General features: G+C 51.9%; 18 protein-coding genes and 1 pseudogene. 12 read left to right on the top strand and 7 right to left on the bottom strand.

The annotated features are described in order from the left end of the window. Positions 1–316 precede the first annotated feature (316 nt). Both ppnN and queF read right to left on the bottom strand, forming a co-directional pair. Positions 317–1681: a nucleotide 5'-monophosphate nucleosidase PpnN gene (gene ppnN / locus ABVM99_RS05460; RefSeq protein ID WP_000627973.1), complete on the bottom strand. Its 1365-nt coding sequence runs from the start codon at positions 1679–1681 to the stop codon at positions 317–319. A gap of 112 nt (positions 1682–1793) precedes the next feature. Continuing rightward, positions 1794–2642, bottom strand: coding sequence for an NADPH-dependent 7-cyano-7-deazaguanine reductase QueF (queF, locus tag ABVM99_RS05455; RefSeq protein WP_000100456.1), 849 nt, complete (start codon positions 2640–2642; stop codon positions 1794–1796). A 68-nt stretch (positions 2643–2710) separates the two neighbouring features. Between queF and syd the strand changes: the two genes are divergently transcribed. From syd to ABVM99_RS05415, 8 genes are all read left to right on the top strand, one after another. Then, positions 2711–3256 carry a SecY-interacting protein gene (syd, locus tag ABVM99_RS05450; RefSeq protein WP_000343990.1) on the top strand — a complete coding sequence of 182 codons (546 nt, stop codon included), beginning with the start codon at positions 2711–2713 and terminating at the stop codon, positions 3254–3256. A 611-nt stretch (positions 3257–3867) separates the two neighbouring features. After that, on the top strand, positions 3868–4197 hold the full coding sequence (locus ABVM99_RS05445; RefSeq protein WP_000207012.1) for a YqcC family protein: 330 nt from the start codon (positions 3868–3870) through the stop codon (positions 4195–4197). Continuing rightward, entirely contained in the window at positions 4197–4979 is a 783-nt protein-coding gene (gene truC, locus ABVM99_RS05440; RefSeq protein WP_023194888.1) for a tRNA pseudouridine(65) synthase TruC, read from the top strand. Before ABVM99_RS05445 ends, truC begins: the two co-directional genes overlap by 1 nt. Before the next feature lie 18 nt (positions 4980–4997). Further along, positions 4998–5447 carry a flavodoxin gene (locus ABVM99_RS05435; protein WP_000807738.1) on the top strand — a complete coding sequence of 150 codons (450 nt, stop codon included), beginning with the start codon at positions 4998–5000 and terminating at the stop codon, positions 5445–5447. A gap of 481 nt (positions 5448–5928) precedes the next feature. Next, complete coding sequence (gudP, locus tag ABVM99_RS05430; protein WP_000097015.1) at positions 5929–7287, top strand: galactarate/glucarate/glycerate transporter GudP; 1359 nt, start codon at positions 5929–5931, stop codon at positions 7285–7287. Beyond that, a complete protein-coding gene (locus tag ABVM99_RS05425) occupies positions 7284–8624 on the top strand; it encodes an enolase C-terminal domain-like protein (RefSeq protein WP_023194887.1) in 1341 nt (446 codons plus the stop codon). Before gudP ends, ABVM99_RS05425 begins: the two co-directional genes overlap by 4 nt. Positions 8625–8644: 20 nt before the next feature. Beyond that, positions 8645–9985 carry a glucarate dehydratase gene (gene gudD / locus ABVM99_RS05420; RefSeq protein WP_000107113.1) on the top strand — a complete coding sequence of 447 codons (1341 nt, stop codon included), beginning with the start codon at positions 8645–8647 and terminating at the stop codon, positions 9983–9985. 77 nt (positions 9986–10062) lie between these two features. Beyond that, positions 10063–11205: a glycerate kinase gene (locus ABVM99_RS05415; protein ID WP_000706477.1), complete on the top strand. Its 1143-nt coding sequence runs from the start codon at positions 10063–10065 to the stop codon at positions 11203–11205. Between the two features lie 43 nt (positions 11206–11248). Here the strand turns inward: ABVM99_RS05415 and barA are convergent, their stop codons facing one another. Beyond that, positions 11249–14005, bottom strand: a complete 2757-nt coding sequence (gene barA, locus ABVM99_RS05410; protein ID WP_000186400.1) for a two-component sensor histidine kinase BarA — start codon at positions 14003–14005, stop codon at positions 11249–11251. Positions 14006–14062: 57 nt separating this feature from the next. On the opposite strand from barA, the gene rlmD reads away from it, so the two are divergent. From rlmD to ABVM99_RS05390, 4 genes and pseudogenes are all read left to right on the top strand, one after another. Continuing rightward, positions 14063–15358: a 23S rRNA (uracil(1939)-C(5))-methyltransferase RlmD gene (rlmD, locus tag ABVM99_RS05405; RefSeq protein WP_023194886.1), complete on the top strand. Its 1296-nt coding sequence runs from the start codon at positions 14063–14065 to the stop codon at positions 15356–15358. 51 nt (positions 15359–15409) lie between these two features. Continuing rightward, on the top strand, positions 15410–17644 hold the full coding sequence (gene relA / locus ABVM99_RS05400; protein ID WP_000226841.1) for a GTP diphosphokinase: 2235 nt from the start codon (positions 15410–15412) through the stop codon (positions 17642–17644). Positions 17645–17728: 84 nt separating this feature from the next. Continuing rightward, positions 17729–18085 carry a type II toxin-antitoxin system ParD family antitoxin gene (locus ABVM99_RS05395; RefSeq protein ID WP_023888681.1) on the top strand — a complete coding sequence of 119 codons (357 nt, stop codon included), beginning with the start codon at positions 17729–17731 and terminating at the stop codon, positions 18083–18085. Continuing rightward, positions 18051–18170: pseudogene (locus tag ABVM99_RS05390) on the top strand (type II toxin-antitoxin system RelE/ParE family toxin); the annotation flags it as partial. The gene ABVM99_RS05395 and the pseudogene ABVM99_RS05390, both read left to right, overlap by 35 nt. Before the next feature lie 119 nt (positions 18171–18289). Here ABVM99_RS05390 and ABVM99_RS05385 read toward each other — a convergent pair. The 4 genes from ABVM99_RS05385 to ABVM99_RS05370 form a co-directional block, all read right to left on the bottom strand. Next, on the bottom strand, positions 18290–19339 hold the full coding sequence (locus tag ABVM99_RS05385; protein ID WP_001804980.1) for a hypothetical protein: 1050 nt from the start codon (positions 19337–19339) through the stop codon (positions 18290–18292). Between the two features lie 126 nt (positions 19340–19465). After that, positions 19466–20425: a hypothetical protein gene (locus tag ABVM99_RS05380; RefSeq protein ID WP_023194885.1), complete on the bottom strand. Its 960-nt coding sequence runs from the start codon at positions 20423–20425 to the stop codon at positions 19466–19468. 28 nt (positions 20426–20453) lie between these two features. Beyond that, on the bottom strand, positions 20454–20990 hold the full coding sequence (locus tag ABVM99_RS05375) for a fimbrial protein (protein WP_023194884.1): 537 nt from the start codon (positions 20988–20990) through the stop codon (positions 20454–20456). Then, positions 20987–21457 carry a fimbrial protein gene (locus tag ABVM99_RS05370; protein ID WP_000832396.1) on the bottom strand — a complete coding sequence of 157 codons (471 nt, stop codon included), beginning with the start codon at positions 21455–21457 and terminating at the stop codon, positions 20987–20989. The genes ABVM99_RS05375 and ABVM99_RS05370 overlap by 4 nt, the downstream gene beginning before the upstream one ends. Positions 21458–21466: the final 9 nt, after the last annotated feature.

The raw sequence follows: 21466 nt of genomic DNA, 5'->3' as shown, positions 1-21466 counted from the left end.
GGCGCGAAGGCTACCATTAACGATATAAGGCCGGAAAGATTGGGGCGCAAGATACGGAGGTTTGACTATAAAAATCAAGGTTTTTAGTGGATTCTGGCGAAGAATGAGAGTTTGAACCGATAAATCACGGTAAGAGGAGTCAGGTAAACGTTTGCCTGGCAATCTATTTATGATGAATTATAAATGGTGTTTATAAAACAATGCGGGCTATGCCTCTGATGATTATCATAAAAAATGAAGGCATACGTTAATCGCCATACCGCAATGAAAGGAATGGGAGAAGCGCCCGGCTGCTGGCGGCAACCGGGCATAAGCGCTAAGCGCAGATCTCGTAACAGGGGATGTAGGCGGAACCTGGCAATTTCATACGATGCTGCGCGACGAATCCCTGCAGCAGATCGTCCATGCGACGCATCATCTCTCGATCGCCGTGGATTTTATACGGACCATTAGCTTCAATGGCGCGTATCCCGACCTCCTTCACGTTCCCCGCGACAATACCGGAGAAGGCGCGTCGCAGATCTGCCGCCAGAATCTCAACCGGCTGATCCGGGTACAGTTTCAGGTTGGCCATATTCTCATGCGACGGCTCAAACGGTACCTGCAGATCCGGTGCAATACGCATCGACCAGTTAAAACTATAGGCGTCGCCGGTATCGCGGCGATTCTCTTTCACTTGCGGCATCGCTTTCTTCATCAGCCGCGCTACCTCCGCCGCATCGTCAATGATGATGCGGTAATGACGGCGGGCCGCTTCGCCCAGCGTATGGGTAATAAACTCATCCAGCACGCGGAAGTAATCGGCGCTTTCTTTGGGTCCGGTCAGGATCAGCGGCAGCACCTGATTTTTATTGGCTGGATTCATCAGAATCCCCAGCAAATAAAGCAGCTCTTCCGCCGTACCCACGCCGCCCGGGAAGATGATGATACCGTGTGCGATACGGACGAACGCTTCCAGGCGTTTTTCAATATCCGGCATGATGATCAGTTCGTTCACCAGCGGATTAGGCGGTTCAGCCGCAATAATGGAAGGTTCAGTCATGCCGATAAAGCGGCTGTCTTTATAGCGCTGCTGCGCGTGACCGACCGCCGCGCCCTTCATGGGAGCTTCCATCGCCCCAGGGCCGCAGCCGGTGCAGATGTTCAGCTCGCGTAATCCCAACTGCGTGCCGACGCGACGGGCATACAGGTACTCGTTTTCGTTAATTGAGTGGCCGCCCCAGCATACCACCATGTTTGGCGCTTCGCCGACGTGCAGCGCCCGGGCGTTGCGCAAAATGGAGAACACCAGATTGGTGATATGTGTTGAGCTTTCAAGATCCAGATGCTGGAAACGACCGGCATTATGGATCTGCCCATTCACAAAGAGAATGTCGCGCAGCACCGCGAACAGGTTAGCCTGTAGCGCACGAATAATCCGCCCGTCAACAAAGGCGTCTTCAGGCGGATTAATCAATTCCAGCTTCACGCCGCGCTCGCGGCGCAGTACGTTAATATCGAAATTTTCAAAGCGGGACAGCAGCTCTTTGCTGTTGTCGGTCAGGCTGCCGGAGTTAAGAACGGCAAGTGAACAGTTACGAAACAGTTGATACAGGTCGCTACTGGCCGTGCGTTTCAGCATGTCCACTTCCAGTTGCGACAACATATCCATTGAGCCAAGCGGGCTAATATGTGTAATCAAGTAAACTCCTTATGGGACGCAACACGCCATTCCCTGTTGATTACAATAGCCTTGGCTGATGACCTTTCACAACCTTACATGCGCAATCCGGCACGCAAAATTGACAAAAAAATTACTGTCGCGCCAGCCTGCCCGTGGCGGGCACGAAATCGGTATTGCTGCGCCAGGGATTAATGTCCAGCCCGCCGCGGCGAGTATAGCGCGCATAAACGCTTAACGTTTCCGGCTGGCAGAAGCGCAGAATGTCATTAAAAATACGCTCTACGCACTGCTCGTGAAATTCATTATGGTGACGGAAGGAGACCAGATAACGCAGCAGTTTTTCCCTGTCGATTTTGCGCCCGCGATACTGAATTTGTATCGAGCCCCAGTCCGGTTGGTGGGTGATCAGGCAGTTGGATTTCAACAGATGACTGACCAGCGTCTCTTCTACTTGCTTCTCGCCGCTGACCGCATGTTGCAGATAGTCGGTAGTAAACTGGTAGTTGTCGATACTGATATCCTGATCGTCAATACAGGCGCCGTGGAAATGGGCGACAGGCTGTCCTTCCAGCTCATCAAGACGATGAAGCTTCACGCTAACGTTGCCCTGCGCGCAGGCGCGCAGATCGCGCTCCAGCGTCTGGCGCACCGTCTCCCAGGTGTCAAAGCGCGTCTGGTTAAAGCTGTTCAGATACAGTTTAAAGCTTTTGGATTCGATTAAATTAACGCTGGTGTAATCCAGTTCGACATGCCCGACGGCGACCTGCGGAAGACCCTGGCTGTTAAGCCAGGAAAGTTCATACAACGTCCAGATATCCGCGCCGTGGAACGGCAAATTATCGGCTGTTAATCCGAGCGGGTCGCGATTCAAACTGCGCGGTACGCCCTGCAGCAGGCTGGCGTCATAATTGTCCCGGTAATCCGTTGATTTTCCGAGAGTCAGGCCATCAAGAGCCTGATGGTTTTCATAAGAAGACATGTTTCACCGTCATAAACCAGATACACTATGCGCCAAGTGTATCCTGGCTTTTATGAAGAGAGAAACTGGTGGACGAACTGACAGCGCAGGCATTGAAAGCCTTTACGACGCGTTACTGCGACGCGTGGCAAGAAAAACACGGTAGCTGGCCGTTGAGCGAAGAACTGTATGGCGTACCTTCTCCGTGCATTATTTCTTCAACCCGCGATGCCGTTTACTGGCAGCCGCAACCTTTTGAAGGCGAAGAAAATGTAAACGCGGTTGAACGCGCCTTTGATATTATGGTACAACCTGCGCTCCACGCGTTTTACACCACGCAGTTTGCTGGCGACATGCCCGCGCAGTTTGCGGATGAAAAGCTTACGCTACTGCAAACCTGGAGTCAGGATGACTTTCGGCGCGTGCAGGAAAATCTGATAGGCCACCTGGTCACGCAAAAGCGGCTCAAGCTTCCTCCCACGCTTTTTATTGCGACGCAGGAAAATGAGCTTGAGGTCATTTCGGTCTGTAATCTGTCCGGCGAGGTGATTAAAGAAACGCTGGGCACCCGCAATCGTACCGTTCTTGCCGCAACGCTTGCGGAATTCCTTACGCAACTTAATCCTCTTCTGTAATCGTTTGCCCTAACGGGTGTGAGAGATCTCTTACAAAGTCTGTAGGAGATCGCCAGGATATCAGCGGATACTGAGCCCCGTTTTCTTATGTAAGTCTATATAAAACAACTAATTAAAATGTTTTTGCGCACTTTCATATGAAAATTTACTTAAGGTATTGTCTGTAAGCGTCTTGTAAGACAAGGTGAAACAGGCGATTCTATCTTCGTCGACAGGGAGTCGTACAACGAAGCGAACGTCAGGATGATGACGCTTCAGCAGGACACGCCAGGATGGTGTTACAAGGAAAGGCTTCAGGATGAAGCAAAGTGGAAAGCGCAGGATGCGTTAAAGGACACCTCCAGGACGGAGAACGAGAGCCGATCAGGATGTTCGGCGGGTCTGGATGACCAGGGACGCTTCAGGAAGAAGTTATCACATCGGGCGATGTGCGCAGGATGCAAACGTTCAGGATGAACAGGCCGTAAGGTCACAGGAAAAGTTGTCACGGATGAGCAGGGAGCACGAAAAGTAGCTGGAATGCTGCGAAACGAACCGGGAGCACTGTTTATACAGTGCTCCCTTTTTTTTGTTATTCTTCGCGCCAGATTTTCATCATTGAGGTTTTTAATATGACGACTCATGACCGTGTGCGTCAGCAGTTACATGCGCTTGAAACGCTGCTGCGCGAGCATCGCCACTGGCGGCTGGATGCGCCGCAGGCGCACCTGTTTACCAGCACTCAACCATTTTATATGGATACCATGGAACCGCTGGAATGGCTGCAATGGGTACTGATCCCACGTATGCATACCCTACTTGATAATGCGCAGCCGCTGCCCGAGGCGTTTGCCGTCGCCCCTTATTATGAAATGGCGCTGGCGGCGGATCATCCGCAGCGGGAGGCGATCCTGGCGGTTTTGCAGGATCTGGATGCGCTATTCGTCCGCGATAAATCCTGATGCTGGAGATCCTCTATCAAGATCCGTGGCTGGTTGCCGTGAATAAACCCGCAGGCTGGCTTGTTCACCGGAGCTGGCTGGATCGCGACGAAAAAGTCGTGGTCATGCAAACGGTGCGCGACCAAATCGGCCAGTATGTTTTTACCGCCCACCGTCTCGACAGACCCACGTCGGGCGTACTGTTAATGGGGCTGTCCAGCGAAGCGGGACGCCGTCTGGCGCAGCAGTTCGAGCAGCACCACATCCGTAAACGCTACCATGCCATTGTGCGCGGCTGGCTGATGGATGACGCGGTACTGGATTATCCGCTGGTGGAAGAGCGCGATAAAATTGCCGATAAATTCGCCCGCGAAGATAAAGCGCCCCAGCCGGCTGTAACGCAGTATCGCGGGCTGGCGACGGTCGAAATGGCGGTGCCGACCGGGCGTTATCCCACCACGCGTTATGGTCTGGTTGAGCTGGAACCAAAAACGGGACGCAAGCACCAGCTTCGTCGTCATCTGGCGCATCTGCGTCATCCTATCATCGGCGACAGCAAGCATGGCGATTTGCGACAAAACCGCAGCGCCGCAGAGCATTTTGCCTGTCGTCGCTTGATGCTTCATGCCAGTCGGCTTGAGCTGACGCACCCCTTCACCGGACAGCCGTTGATAATTCAGGCCGGGTTGGATGAAACCTGGATGCAGGCGCTGACACAGTTTGGCTGGCGGGGACTTCTCCCTGACAATGAAAGGGTTGAGTTTACGGCGGCGTCCCGGCAGGATGAGACTCATCAGGCATAATTCAGGGAGATACGCATAATGGCAGAAATTGGTATTTTTGTCGGGACCATGTATGGCAACTCACTGCTGGTGGCGGAAGAAGCGGAAGCGATCCTCGCCAGACAGGGCCACAGCGCGACCGTGTTTGAAGATCCTGAACTGTCCGACTGGCAGCAATATCAGGATAAGGTTGCGCTGGTCGTTACCTCGACGACCGGGCAGGGCGATCTACCGGATAGCATTGCGCCGCTCTTTCACGGCATTAAAGATACAGTCGGTTTTCAACCAAACCTGCGTTACGGGGTGATTGCGCTAGGTGATAGCAGCTACCCCAATTTCTGTAATGGCGGCAAACAGTTTGATGCCCTGTTGCAAGAGCAAAGCGCGCAGCGGGTGGGGGAGATATTATTCATTGACGCCAGCGAACATCCGGAGCCGGAGAGCCAGTCCAATCCCTGGGTTGAAAACTGGGGAACTTTACTTTCCTGAGGTAAATCCCTCCCCCCTACGGGAGGGTACCTTTTCGTTTGCTTGCGTTGCCAGTAAGCAAAATCACGACCTGTATACAGTGTAAAGTAACTGAATCGTGTTAGCTTTGGGCATATGCCCGCAAAAGCGGCAGTTTTTTACGGGCGTTTTCATGTAATCAAGCGACCTGTTTCACATTCTTCTCTTTTTATTCCTCCTGCGTCGACGCCTGGCGCCTTCTGATTTCATTTCCGTGAAGTGGCTTCCACTGTCCTGGGCTTTTGCCATAAACAGGCGTAATTCATCGCCAAAATACTGTGTTGTTGCACGGTGAGTGTGTGTGGCGCGCTTTTTATACTTCTCCTGCCAGTGAATAAAAGCATGCAGCGTGCAAAGCAAACGACCTAATAAAAGCTGCAACAAGGAAACGTTATCTCTGATTCCCTACCGGTTGTGCAGTTCAGAGTGAGCGTAGCTAACGCGAAATTTCAGGAGTGCAACAATGAGTTCATTAAGTCACGCGGCGAGCAGTGCGGAGAAACGCACGAACGCCCGCTACTGGATAGTGGTGATGCTGTTTATCGTCACATCCTTCAACTACGGCGACCGCGCCACATTGTCCATTGCCGGCTCAGAAATGGCCAAAGATATCGGCCTTGATCCGGTAGGTATGGGCTATGTTTTTTCTGCTTTTTCATGGGCCTATGTTATCGGGCAGATCCCGGGCGGCTGGCTGCTGGACCGCTTTGGTTCCAAACGCGTCTATTTCTGGTCTATTTTCATTTGGTCAGTCTTCACCCTGTTGCAGGGTTTTGTCGATATCTTTAGTGGTTTCGGCATTATTGTCGCCCTCTTTACGCTTCGTTTCCTGGTTGGTCTGGCGGAATCGCCTTCTTTCCCGGGCAACAGTCGCATTGTTGCAGCCTGGTTCCCGGCGCAGGAGAGGGGAACGGCGGTGGCCATCTTTAACTCCGCGCAATACTTTGCCACGGTTATTTTCGCGCCAATTATGGGCTGGCTGACGCACGAAGTGGGCTGGTCGCATGTCTTCTTCTTTATGGGCGGGTTAGGGATCATCATCAGCTTTATCTGGTTAAAAGTTATCCATGAACCAAATAACCATCCGGGCGTAAATAAGAAAGAGTTGGAGTACATCGCAGAAGGCGGCGCGCTGATCAATATGGATCAGAAAGACACCAAAGCGAAAGTACCGTTTAGCGTCAAATGGGGCCAGATCAAACAGCTGCTGGGCTCTCGTATGATGATTGGCGTTTACATCGGTCAGTACTGTATTAACGCATTGACCTATTTCTTTATTACCTGGTTCCCGGTCTATTTGGTCCAGGCGCGCGGCATGTCGATTCTCAAAGCGGGCTTTGTCGCCTCGGTTCCTGCGGTCTGCGGCTTTATCGGCGGCGTGTTGGGCGGCATCATTTCCGACTGGCTGATGCGTCGTACTGGCTCCCTGAATATCGCGCGCAAGACGCCGATTGTGCTGGGGATGTTGCTGTCAATGGTTATGGTGTTCTGTAACTATGTGAACGTGGAATGGATGATCATCGGCTTTATGGCGTTGGCTTTCTTCGGTAAAGGTATCGGCGCGTTGGGCTGGGCAGTAATGGCGGATACCGCGCCGAAAGAGATCAGCGGTCTTTCCGGCGGCTTGTTTAATATGTTCGGCAATATCTCCGGTATTGTGACGCCAATCGCGATTGGTTACATCGTTGGCACCACCGGTTCCTTCAACGGCGCGTTGATCTATGTCGGCGTACATGCCCTGGTGGCCATCATCAGCTATCTGGTGCTGGTAGGCGATATTAAGCGTATTGAACTGAAACCTGTCGCAGGACAATTATCATGACAACGCAATCCAGTCCCGTTATTACGGACATGAAGGTCATTCCGGTTGCCGGACATGACAGTATGCTACTCAACATCGGCGGCGCGCATAACGCGTACTTCACCCGTAACATCGTCGTCCTCACCGATAACGCCGGGCATACTGGCGTCGGTGAGGCGCCGGGCGGAGAAGTGATTTATCAGACGCTGGTCGATGCTATTCCGATGGTATTAGGCCAGGAAGTCGCCCGCCTGAACAAAGTGGTGCAGCAGGTGCATAAAGGCAACCAGGCCGCTGATTTTGACACCTTTGGTAAAGGCGCATGGACGTTTGAACTGCGGGTTAACGCGGTGGCGGCTTTGGAAGCGGCGCTGCTTGATCTACTGGGACAGGCGCTTAATGTGCCGGTCTGTGAACTGTTAGGACCCGGTAAACAGCGCGATGCCGTCACCGTGTTAGGCTATCTCTTCTATATTGGCGATCGTACTAAAACCGATCTGCCGTATCTGGAAAGCACGCCGGGCAGTCATGAATGGTACCGTCTGCGCCATCAGGAAGCGCTGAACAGCGACGCGGTCGTGCGGCTGGCGGAAGCGTCTCAGGATCGCTACGGTTTTAAAGATTTTAAACTCAAGGGCGGCGTGCTGCCGGGCGAACAAGAGATTGATACCGTTCGCGCGCTAAAAAAACGCTTCCCGGACGCGCGTATTACCGTGGATCCGAACGGCGCCTGGCTACTGGATGAAGCCATTGCGTTGTGCAAAGGGCTGAATGATGTACTGACCTACGCGGAAGATCCGTGCGGCGCGGAGCAAGGATTCTCTGGTCGTGAAGTCATGGCGGAGTTCCGCCGTGCTACAGGACTGCCGGTAGCGACCAATATGATTGCCACCAACTGGCGTGAAATGGGACACGCGGCGATGCTCAATGCGGTAGACATTCCTCTTGCCGACCCGCATTTCTGGACTCTCACCGGCGCCGTTCGCGTGGCGCAACTGTGCGATGACTGGGGGCTAACCTGGGGCTGCCATTCGAATAACCATTTTGATATTTCACTGGCGATGTTTACCCATGTCGGCGCGGCGGCGCCAGGCAAACCCACCGCTATTGATACGCACTGGATCTGGCAGGAGGGCGATTGCCGCCTGACTAAAAATCCGCTGGAAATTAAAAACGGCAAAATTGCCGTTCCGGATGCGCCAGGACTGGGCGTGGAGCTTGACTGGGAACAGGTGCGAAAAGCGCATGACGCGTATAAAACACTGCCAGGCGGCGCGCGTAATGATGCAGGCCCGATGCAATACCTGCTCCCCGGCTGGACTTTTGACCGCAAACGCCCTGTTTTTGGTCGTCACTAATTCTGAATAAGGACACAGTTATGAGTACTCAATTTACGACGCCTGTAGTCACTGAAATGCAGGTTATCCCGGTTGCGGGTCATGACAGTATGCTGATGAACCTGAGCGGCGCGCACGCCCCGTTCTTCACGCGCAACATCGTCATTATTAAAGATAACTCCGGCCATACCGGGGTCGGCGAGATTCCGGGCGGCGAAAAAATTCGCAAAACGCTGGAAGATGCGATCCCACTGGTGGTGGGAAAAACGCTGGGTGAATATAAAAATGTCCTGACCGCCGTTCGCAACCAGTTTGCCGATCGCGATGCGGGCGGACGCGGTTTACAAACGTTCGATCTCCGTACCACTATCCATGTGGTGACTGGCATTGAAGCGGCAATGCTTGACCTTTTGGGCCAACACCTGGGCGTCAACGTCGCTTCGCTGTTAGGCGACGGTCAGCAGCGCAGCGAAGTCGAAATGCTGGGTTATCTGTTCTTTGTCGGCAATCGCAAGGCTACGCCGCTGCCGTATCAGAGCCAGCCGGATGAGCAATGCGACTGGTATCGTTTGCGCCATGAAGAGGCGATGACGCCGGAAACGGTAGTGCGTCTGGCGGAAGCCGCCTATGAAAAATACGGCTTCAACGACTTCAAACTGAAAGGCGGCGTGCTGGCGGGCGAAGAAGAGGCCGAGTCAATCGTGGCGCTGGCGAAACGTTTCCCACAAGCGCGCGTCACGCTCGATCCAAACGGTGCCTGGTCGCTGAACGAAGCGATCAGCATTGGTAAATACCTGAAAGGTTCTCTGGCCTATGCAGAAGATCCGTGCGGCGCGGAGCAGGGTTTTTCTGGTCGTGAAGTGATGGCGGAATTCCGTCGCGCGACCGGATTACCGACGGCCACCAATATGATAGCGACCGACTGGCGTCAAATGGGGCATACGCTGTCGCTGCAATCTGTAGATATCCCACTGGCGGACCCGCACTTCTGGACTATGCAAGGCTCTGTACGCGTGGCGCAAATGTGTCATGAGTTCGGTCTGACCTGGGGATCGCACTCTAACAACCACTTTGATATTTCGTTGGCGATGTTTACCCATGTTGCCGCGGCGGCGCCGGGCAAGATCACCGCGATCGACACCCACTGGATCTGGCAGGAAGGCAACCAACGTCTGACTAAAGAACCGTTTGAAATTAAAGGCGGCATGGTGCAAGTACCGACCAAACCGGGTCTGGGCGTTGAGCTCGATATGGATCAGGTGATGAAAGCGCATGAGCTCTATCAAAAACATGGCTTAGGCGCGCGTGACGACGCGATGGGAATGCAGTACTTAATTCCTGGCTGGACGTTTGATAATAAGCGTCCTTGCATGGTGCGTTAAGTCAGAGCCGGTTCCGTAAGGAACCGGTTCTTCTCTGGGTGTATGCTTAACAGGATCAACATGCGTAAGGACGACTTATGAAAATAGTGATCGCACCAGACTCGTATAAGGAAAGTTTGAGTGCTCTTGAGGTAGCGACCGCCATTGAACAAGGATTTCGCGAGATCTGGCCTGACGCCGATTACCTGAAATTGCCGCTGGCTGATGGCGGAGAAGGTACTGTCGAAGCGATGGTTGAAGCGACGGCGGGTCGAATCGTGCATGTTGAGGTCACCGGGCCGTTGGGGCATCGCGTCAATGCGTTTTATGGGCTTTCCGGCGATGCGCGTTCCGCGTTCATTGAAATGGCGGCCGCCAGCGGGCTGGAGCAGGTGCCGCCCGCGCAACGCGATCCGCTGAAGACCACGTCATGGGGAACCGGCGAGCTGATCCGTCATGCGCTGGATGCGGGCGTTGAGCATATCATTATTGGTATCGGCGGTAGCGCCACCAACGATGGCGGCGCGGGGATGGTGCAGGCGCTGGGGGCCAGGCTACGGGATGCGCAGGGCAATGATATTGCGCAAGGCGGCATTGGGCTGGAAACACTCGCCAGCATTGATATCAGCGGCCTGGATAAGCGTTTGTCGGCGTGCCATATAGAGGTCGCCTGCGATGTCACGAATCCCCTTACCGGCAAAGAGGGCGCGTCTGCGGTTTTTGGTCCGCAAAAAGGGGCGACGCCGGAAATGATTGAACGCCTGGATACGGCATTGACTCGCTATGCGCATTTGATTGCCCGCGATCTGCATGTTGATGTGTTGGATCTGGCAGGCGGCGGTGCGGCAGGCGGCATGGGGGCGGCGTTATACGCGTTTTGCGGCGCGCAGCTACGGCGTGGTATTGAGATTGTCACCGATGCGCTTCATCTGGAAGCGTGTCTTGCGGATGCTGATTTAGTCATCACCGGCGAGGGACGCATCGACAGCCAGACCATTCACGGTAAAGTCCCTATTGGCGTGGCAAACATCGCCAAACGGTATAACAAGCCGGTAATTGGTATTGCGGGTAGCCTGACGGCGGACGTTGGCGTGGTTCATGAACATGGGCTTGATGCCGTTTTCAGCGTGATTTATACCATCTGCACGTTGGAGGACGCGCTGAAGAATGCGAGTGAAAACGTACGAATGACCGCGCGCAACGTGGCTGCAACGCTGAAAGCGGGGCAACAGTTACGCTGAGTTGTAGGCCGGATAAGGCGGTCACGCCGCCATCCGGCGAATATCAGCCTAATATCTTCTTCGCTTCACGCGCGACATTATCCATCTCATCCAGCAGCTCCAGAAACTCAGGCTCCAGCTCCTCTTCGTGGACGCCGCTGCGAAGCTGTTGCTCAATAAGCTGGCAAAGGTTCTTCATCCGCGGTACGCCGCTATAGCCGCAGCTCCCGTGTAGCTTATGGACCAGATCGACCAGACCGTTGGGATTTTCTCCCACCAGTTGTTCTTCAATTTTGTTGCGCACTTCCGGCAGAAAATCAATCAGCATTTGCAGCATATCCCGCGCCAGATCGGGCTTACCGGCAGCCTGGCGGAGCGCAAGCTGCCAGTCGAGCGTCGCATTCGGATTGAAGATAAACTCAGCCGGTTCCGGCGCCATCAGGCGCGCTGCTACGTTGGCGCCAGGTTTATAGCGCAGCAACAGATTATGCAACTTCTCTTCTTCTATCGGTTTAGCCAGATAGTCGTTCATGCCCGCGCTGAGCAACTTCTCTTTTTGCCCGGCCATCGCATGTGCCGTAACGGCAATAACCGGTGTTTGCTGCTGATGAGGAAGCTGGTGAATCAATTCGCAGGCGCGTATGCCGTCCATATCCGGCATCTGAATATCCATCAAAATCAGATCAAACTGCATTTGTTTCGCCCGATCCACCGCCTGATGTCCGCTATCACAAAGTTCTACGTGCTGGACTTTATCTTCCAGTAACGCGCCGATAAGCTTCAGATTAGCGGGATTATCATCAACCGCCATAACCGTCATGGTGATTTTACTGGTATCCATTAGCAGCGGTTCAGGATGGTGATTCAACTGGCAATATTCCGTCAGCGCTGGCAACAGGCGCGTTGACGTCAATGGTTTTAACAGACAGGCCGCCGCGCCTCCTTGTTTCAGCTTTTCGGCGTTAATTTGCGCATGGCAAGGTAGCGCCAGCAGTAGAAAGTCCGTCATTGACGCCGCTTTCGCCAGACGTTCATGCTGCATGGTGAGCGGCTCGCGGAAGGTCACCGGAACGCTCAAAATCATAATATCGTAGTGCGCTAACGGCAGCGCGGAGAAGGTCGGGCTGTAAACCACTTCCACCGGCGTGTCGCTCAGTAGATCCAGGGTACATTGCGCGGCAGTAGCATTCGGTTCGACATAAGCCAGCCGTTTTCCGGCCAGACATGCGGTCGACGGCCCGTCAATAATAACATTTGGGTTAAGATCAAGATTAATATGAAACCAGAAGGTCGAGCCGCGATTAGGCTGGCTGTGGAAAGAGATATCCCCGCCCATTTCGTTGACCAGCTTTTGCGTAATCACCAGCCCAAGGCCGGTGCCGCCGTGACGGCGAGAAATACTGGCATCGGCCTGGCGAAACGCCTGAAACAGTCGCGACTGGTCGCGTTCCGGAATGCCGATCCCCGTATCGCGGATCTGCACTTCAATCTGTACTTTGGTGTTACTGAGCGCCCGCTTTTCTACCAGAATATCGATATTGCCACTCTCGGTGAACTTAATGGCATTACCCACCAGATTAGTAATGACCTGTTGCAGGCGCAGCGGGTCGCCAATCACATTATCCGGGACGTCGTTTTTAATATTTAACGTCAACTCCAGCCCTTTATCATGCGACGAGTGGGCCAGCAGCGTAACCACTTCATCCAGCGTATTACGCAGTGGAAAAGGGATACTTTCCAGAATGAGCTTACCGGCTTCCAGCTTGGAGAAGTCGAGCACGTCATTAATGATCGCCAGCAGATTATTCGCAGAACGCTCAATGGTGTTCAGATGGTCGCGCTGGGTGGGATTCAGCTCCGTTTTTAATGTCAGGCGGGTAAAGCCAATGACGCCGTTCAGCGGCGTTCGCAGTTCGTGAGACATGTTCGCCAGGAACTCCGACTTAATACGCGCCGCTTCCTGGGCACGCTTTTTCGCCAGATCCAGCTCAACGTTTTGGATTTCCATCTGCTCAAGGGTTTCACGCAGGTCCGAGGTGGCCTGATCGATATTATGCTGCATCTCTTCGTGATAGGCGGCAAGCGACATCGCCATAGAATTAATGCCGTTTTTCAGCATATCCAGTTCGCCCAGCATAAATCCTTCCACACGGCTATCCAGTTGTCCGCGGCGAATGCGGTCAACGGTATTCACCATATTACGGATAGGCCCGGTGACATCGCGCATAAGCCGCCAGCCAAAGATCAGCGCAATGCCAATACAAAAAAGCATCATTACGCTGGAGATAAAAATCTCTTTGTATTGCTGTAGCCTGACCGACTTGAGATCCAGTTCAAGCGCCACATACCCCAGCATATTTTTGGTATTTTTTGCGTCGGCAATCGCTGACTCGTCCGGCGAATAGCTCTCCGAGATAATCGGGGTGCGCAGAATCATAATATCGCCGTGGCGATCGACGCTCAGACGACGTGGAAACGGCGCTCCGGCGGGAAGCTGCATCTGTGAGGGGTCCAGATGGAAATTAGACGTTACAAACAGGCGGTTATGATCGTCATAAACGGAAATCGCCCGCACAATATCAGAGTGTCTGCGGTGCAGGACGCTGATAAGTTGGCCGATAGACTCCCGGTTTTGTAAGTTCATACCATATTCGCTGGAGACGGCGAGCGGTTCAATAATACTGGCGCCGGCATCTTCCAGTTGACGCTGCAGGTCGTTATAGCGGTGCACTACAAAAAAGATACTGAGCAGCAAACCTATCAGGACGGTCGGGGCCAGGATCAGAATCATCATGCGTGCGCGCAGGCTGTAGTTGGTCATGGAGTTCCGTTATGGGACAATTAGGGTCACACTGTTAAATTGAGAAAAACCTGGTCGATGGCGCAATTCTACTCTGCAAAACGGCGCGTGACGACGCGTCAGATCATAACCGTTAAAGTCAATGACCTCGATTCATTTGGTCAGGGCGTAGCCCGTCATAACGGAAAGGCGCTGTTTATCCCCGGTTTATTGCCTGAGGAAAGCGCAGAAGTCATTCTTACAGAAGATAAAAAGCAATTTGCCCGCGCACGCGTTTCGCGCCGTTTGAATGATAGCCCGGAACGAGAAACGCCGCGCTGCCCGCATTTTGGCGTCTGCGGCGGTTGTCAGCAACAGCATGTCAGCATCACCCTGCAACAACGCAGCAAAAGCGCGGCGCTGGCGCGTTTGATGAAACACGAGGTGAATGACATCATCGCCGGCGAGCCCTGGGGTTATCGGCGTCGTGCGCGGTTAAGTCTGAATTGCCTGCCGGATAAACCGCTGCAAATGGGATTTCGCAAAGCGGGTTCCAGCGATATCGTCAATGTCGAACAGTGCCCTGTTTTGGTGCCCCAGCTTGCAGCATTGCTGCCCCGAATCAGGGCGTGTCTGGCGAGTTTACACGGCACCCGACATCTTGGGCATGTTGAGCTGGTACAGGCGGGAAGCGGTACGCTGATGATTCTGCGCCATACCGCGCCATTAAGTGCGGCGGATAAAGAAAAACTGGAACGCTTTTCGCATTCTGAGGGATTGTCTCTGTTTCTGGCGCCGTTTAGCGAGATACTGGAAACGGTATCTGGCGAAGCGCCCTGGTATGATTCGCACGGCTTACGTTTAGCCTTCAGTCCGCGAGACTTTATTCAGGTTAATGAGGCGGTAAACCAGCAAATGGTCGCCCGCGCGCTGGAGTGGCTTGATGTGCGCGCCGAGGATCGTGTCCTGGATCTGTTCTGCGGAATGGGGAATTTTACGCTGCCGCTGGCAACGCGCGCGGCAAGCGTGATTGGGGTTGAGGGCGTTCCGGCGCTGGTAGAAAAAGGCCGTGAAAACGCCATCCGCAATGGTTTACATAATGTGACATTCTTCCATGAGAACCTGGAGGAAGATGTCACGAAGCAGCCGTGGGCGAAAAACGGCTTTGACAAAGTCTTACTCGATCCTGCGCGTGCGGGGGCTACAGGAGTGATGCGACATATTATAAAATTAAAACCTATTCGCATTGTTTATGTATCCTGTAACCCGGCGACGCTGGCGCGCGATAGTGAAGCGCTGGTCAATGCGGGATATGAGGTTACGCGTTTAGCGATGCTCGACATGTTCCCGCACACAGGACATCTGGAATCAATGGTTCTGTTCGAGCGCATGTAATGATTACCGGCTTACCGACTTCGGTAGGCCTGGTCCCTTAAGGAGAGGACGATGGTCGCGGTAAGAAGTGCACATATTAATAAAGCTGGTGAATTTGATCCGAAGAAGTGGATCGCAAGCCTGGGAATTTCCAGCCAGCAGTCGTGTGAGCGCTTAGCCGAAACCTGGGCGTATTGCCTGCAACAGACACAAGGACATCCGGATGCGGATCTGTTGCTGTGGCGTGGCGTGGAGATGGTAGAAATTCTTTCCACGCTGAGTATGGATATCGACACGCTGCGGGCGGCGCTACTGTTCCCTCTGGCCGACGCCAACGTAGTCAGCGAAGATGTACTGCGCGAAAGCGTTGGCAAATCTATCGTTACCCTGATTCATGGCGTGCGCGATATGGCGGCGATCCGTCAGCTAAACGCCACTCATAACGACTCTGTTTCTTCGGAGCAGGTTGATAACGTCCGTCGAATGTTATTGGCGATGGTGGATGATTTCCGCTGCGTGGTGATCAAACTGGCCGAGCGAATCGCTCATTTGCGCGAAGTGAAAGAGGCACCGGAAGATGAGCGCGTGCTGGCGGCGAAAGAATGTACCAACATCTATGCGCCGCTCGCTAATCGTCTGGGCATCGGGCAACTGAAGTGGGAACTGGAAGACTACTGTTTCCGCTACCTGCATCCGGCGGAATACAAACGCATCGCCAAACTGCTGCATGAGCGCCGTCTCGATCGCGAACATTACATCGAAGAGTTTGTTGGACATCTGCGCGCCGAAATGAAAAACGAAGGCGTGCAGGCGGAAGTCTACGGACGACCAAAACATATTTATAGCATCTGGCGCAAAATGCAGAAAAAGCATCTGGCGTTTGATGAACTCTTTGACGTGCGCGCCGTGCGTATTGTCGCTGAACGTCTGCAGGACTGCTACGCCGCGTTGGGGATAGTGCATACGCACTATCGCCACCTGCCGGATGAATTTGATGATTATGTCGCTAACCCGAAACCGAACGGTTACCAGTCTATCCACACCGTGGTCCTGGGGCCGGGCGGTAAAACCGTTGAGATCCAGATTCGTACCAAACAGATGCATGAAGACGCCGAACTGGGCGTGGCGGCGCACTGGAAGTATAAAGAAGGCGCCGCGTCCGGCGGCGTGCGTTCCGGCCATGAAGACAGAATTGCGTGGCTGCGTAAGCTGATCGCCTGGCAGGAAGAGATGGCCGATTCCGGCGAAATGCTGGATGAAGTGCGCAGTCAGGTGTTTGACGATCGGGTCTACGTTTTTACGCCAAAAGGCGACGTGGTTGACTTGCCTGCCGGATCTACGCCGCTCGATTTTGCTTACCACATCCACAGCGATGTCGGGCATCGCTGCATTGGCGCGAAAATCGGCGGGCGTATTGTGCCATTCACCTATCAGTTGCAGATGGGCGATCAGGTTGAAATTATCACTCAGAAGCAGCCGAATCCCAGCCGTGACTGGCTGAATCCAAACCTGGGCTATGTGACGACCAGCCGCGGACGCTCGAAAATTCACGCCTGGTTCCGTAAACAGGACCGTGACAAAAATATCCTGGCTGGACGGCAGATCCTTGACGATGAGCTGGCGCATTTGGGGATTAGCCTGAAAGAGGCCGAGAAACATCTGCTGCCGCGCTACAACTTTAATGAGCTGGAAGAGTTGCTGGCGGCGATAGGCGGCGGTGATATCCGTCTTAATCAGATGGTGAATTTCCTGCAATCGCAGTTCAATAAGCCGAGTGCAGAGGAGCAGGATGCAGCGGCGCTGAAACAGCTTCAGCAAAAAACATACGCGCCGCAAAATCGTCGTAAAGACGACGGGCGCGTGGTGGTAGAAGGCGTGGGTAATTTGATGCACCACATTGCCCGCTGCTGCCAGCCGATTCCGGGGGATGAAATTGTCGGCTTCATTACTCAGGGGCGGGGGATTTCCGTGCACCGGGCCGACTGCGAACAGCTGGCGGAGCTGCGCTCACATGCGCCGGAGCGGATCGTAGAGGCGGTATGGGGCGAAAGCTACTCGGCGGGATATTCGCTGGTGGTGCGCGTCCAGGCCAACGATCGCAGCGGCTTGCTGCGCGATATCACCACCATTCTGGCTAACGAAAAAGTCAACGTGCTGGGCGTCGCCAGCCGCAGCGACATTAAACAGCAGATCGCCACCATTGATATGACCATCGAGATCTACAACCTGCAGGTGCTGGGCCGCGTGCTCGGTAAGCTGAACCAGGTGCCGGATGTGATTGATGCACGGCGACTGCACGGGGGGTAAACCCCAGACAGTAATAATGTAGCGGCTTTGCTACTCGTTCAGCAAAGCCGCATTAGCCAACCCCATAAGCATGAGATATGGGGTATGTTTTCGACGTACATTTCATTTCCGGTGTACTCTTATGTAAGATTTATACTTACAGTGGAGGCTGTTATGGTCAGAACAATGACCGTTGATCCTGGCGATGAACTGCGCGAGTTTATTGAATCGCTCATAGAATCAGGTGATTACAGAACACAAAGTGAAGTGATCAGAGAGTCTCTTCGTCTGCTGAGGGAAAAACAGGCCGAGTCACTACTTCAGGCGTTACGTGAACTTCTGGCTGAAGGTCTGAACAGCGGAGAGCCGCAGGCCTGGGAAAAGGATGCCTTTTTACGGAAGGTCAAAACAGGGATGATCAAACCCGATGAGAACGGTAAAATTAACGCTAAAGGCCAGTGAAGATCTGGAAAATATCTGGCATTACTGCTGGCAGCATTTTGGCGAAATACAGGCCGATCGATATATTAATCATCTATCAGATATTATTCGGGATGTAGGGAGATACTCGAGGGCTACGGCTTGATGTTTTATAAAGATATCTGGTAGCTATCTGCTTACCAGATATCTGGTATGGTTCCATGAAAATCGGTTTTGTTCAAATTTCTATTCGTATGGCAGTAATACGGTTACCGCACAATCGGTGTCAATGTTGACTCGTCCCCAGGTACCACGAAGTTCTACCATCTGTGAACGGGCACATTCAGTATTGTTTTGATCACAGGGAATAGCCTCAATCTGCATGTTTTTATCATCACATGCTATTGATACTGTTGCATTATCTATTATTTGTGCACAAATTGAATCTGATTCATAGACATCACAGGGCATATTTCCATGTCTTAAAAAAATATTTGCAATGAGCTCATTGGTTTTTGGTCCACTAAATTCTTTATTTATTGAGGTTACTTCTGAGTATTTATCAAAAGAAGCAGCTAAATTTTCAGGATCGATTGACGCGATAATTTGTACGCTGTCACTATCAAATGACATTTTATCATTAATGGTGGTAATGCTGGTCCCAAAATTGGCGTCAATAATCGAAATTTCCGTTTTTATATTATGGTCTGTAAAGCCGTAAGTAGTTATACTATAAGCGTCATAGGATACTTGATGTTTTTTGGTGTTGTAAGTTATTTCCCCATCAATATATTGCGATTGTGCGTAATCATATGAAGATGGTTCGATATGTAATTTTAAATCTTGTTTGATTATTTGTGCATCGTATAGTGGTGATATATTTAATTGTGCATCGATATTGCTGGTCCAGACACAATCAAGTGTGGAGTTATCATGTGATGTACAGCGGGCCCGGCGGGTTTCAGTCATATTGGGAAGTGTGAAAAAAGTGCTGCCAATGATCATTCTTATACTGGAATCCATTGTTATCGTTGATTCAATATCGACCCATAGTCCAGGACCGCACGTTACCTGACTTCCACGTAGCTTTCCACCGGTACATAACATCTCAATATTCTCTGGTAATAATGATGTTCTAACCCGTAGGTCACTATTTAAATTAGTTGTACCTGCCCCAGTGCCTGTCATATCATTCAATTCGGCCTTGATCTTAACGTATCCAGATCCAAATGTATTGTTGGCGAAGAACATAAATAGAATGAATGAAATTATGATTTTTTTGCTTATGGTCATCATTTTTCCTGTGTTTATTCGTAGGGTATCAAAACGGTAATTGCACAAGTTGTATCAATGCTGACTTTCCCCCAGGTACCATTTATCGTACCTACTTTGCCGTTCAGGCAATGTGTTGTGTCTGAAGCATTAAAAGGCAAGCTGCGCATTCAGATCGTGACATACAAGAGCAACTGACGTCTTATTAAGACTGTAGTTACACAAGGATGTATCGTCGCATGGCGTATTGCCATGGTAGAGATATACAGAGGCTAGCTCGACATTATTTTTTGCGCCAGTCATGGCGACTTCTGTACTGTGCACTATCGTATTTTCAGAAAATGAAGCATCTACTATTTCTGGAGGAAAATAACGATGTAGGGTGGACGCTGGAGAGCCATTAAGTACAAGTGAACCGTTCCATATACCGAAATCACCCTCGGTATCTTCTGTCACTGTTACAGTCCATTTGAATTTCAGATTCTCAATGCCCGATGTTTCCGGTTCATAACTAGCGTAACTGCTTACCGATTCATCAATAATAATATGGCCGGAAAGGGATGAATATTGATTAGTGTCATTATTTCCTCCTCCGGGTATTACCGAAACTGTAAGATTTTGCTGGTTAATTGTTATTCCATTCTGTTTGGTAAGTAAGGTGAGGGGAAGTGAAAATGATTTATCCCATACACAAATTGCGCTGTTAGTTGCCTGATTACCCGTACAGTCGGCATGTGCCGTCGCTTTTACCGCTTCACCAGTAAAACTATAAGTGATACCGTTATCGACAGCGGTTGTATTGATGAAAGAAGTTGATGGATCAAACTCAAGGGTGGATTCAAGTCCATAGGGAATTGTACCTTGAGGAATACAACCACCCCCATCGCCTCCACCTGACTTAGTGCACGATGAAAGGATATGAATGTTTGTTGGTAATGGGGTATGGATGGTATCGAGTGTAGGATCGCCAGTCAGTGCACCAAGGCTATCAAACTGTGAAATAATTTGAGAATTATATTCTATATCCGTTCTTACTTCAGCGCATTGTAGCGCAATACACCAAAAACCAGATATTATTACCAGTATTAGCTGTAATAAAATTCGCTGCATTTCATATCCTTATAATTTTACCTATAGCTTACTGATATTCAAAACTCACTGTTGCGCTACCCTTAAATTCCCCCGGCATAACATCTTCACCAGCGTATTTTTGCAGCCTGGCCTGCAAGTTGATGGTGGTAATCCCTTCTTTCAGCACAAAAGCTGCACCCACTGTTGCATTGATACTCACTGGTTGCTGTGCAGCCGTTTCCACGCCAATCGCAAAACCACTGGCTTCCGACGAGGGCTCCAGCGCCAGCAGTCCGGGCAGGGTACTGTCTTCAACGCCCTGAAAGGTCACCAGCACGCCGTTGGCTAGCGCTGTTTTGCAATCCTGGAGGCTAAGTGTGAATGGAACAGGAGTCGTTTGCCCGCTGGCGTCGAAATTGTCACTGCCAATAGTATGAAAATCCACCGTTGCCATCGTGTCATTATCCACTACCAGGTTACAGGCGCCGGCAACCAGCTTACCGCTGTAGTGCACATTAGGCGTGGCGGCAGGTAGCGTATTGAAAACCGCCCATAACATTACGCCTCCGATCAAATGCCCGGCAGTTTGAAAAATACGGTTCATTGGTAATCCACCTGTAACGTGGCAAAAGCCTCAAAATCGCCTTCGGCAGGCTCTTTACCTGGCTGTTTTACCGGCACGGCTTTTAGTGTGGGAAGCGAAGACTCATCGATGGTTAGCGACGTGCCGGGAGGAAACACCGTGCCGTTCTGCTGAAGTTCAATGCCCAGCTCAGGGACATTGGTGGTTAAGGCATTTGCGGAGTAAGGCGTCGCCGTGCCCAGATAGCTCAACGTAAAAGTTAATGCGTCATCGCGAAAGCTGCTGTCGCAGGTAAGGGTCCACGGGATCTCGGTCAGGTAATTGACGCCGTCAATATTATCAATAATCACGCTACCAAAACTGACCTCCAGCGTTTCACCATTATTGATAGTACAGGCGGGCGGGTTTATCAGTTTGCCGTGAAAGGTCAAATTGTCGGCGCAGGCAAACTGGGTGATTAAAAGCGTCAGGATAAGCACCCTTTTCACTATGAATCT

Source organism: Salmonella sp. SJTUF15591, assembly GCF_043356435.1.
GTDB lineage: Bacteria > Pseudomonadota > Gammaproteobacteria > Enterobacterales > Enterobacteriaceae > Salmonella > Salmonella enterica.
Note: the sequence above shows the minus strand (reverse complement) of the source record. Positions and strands in the feature narration are given on the sequence as shown.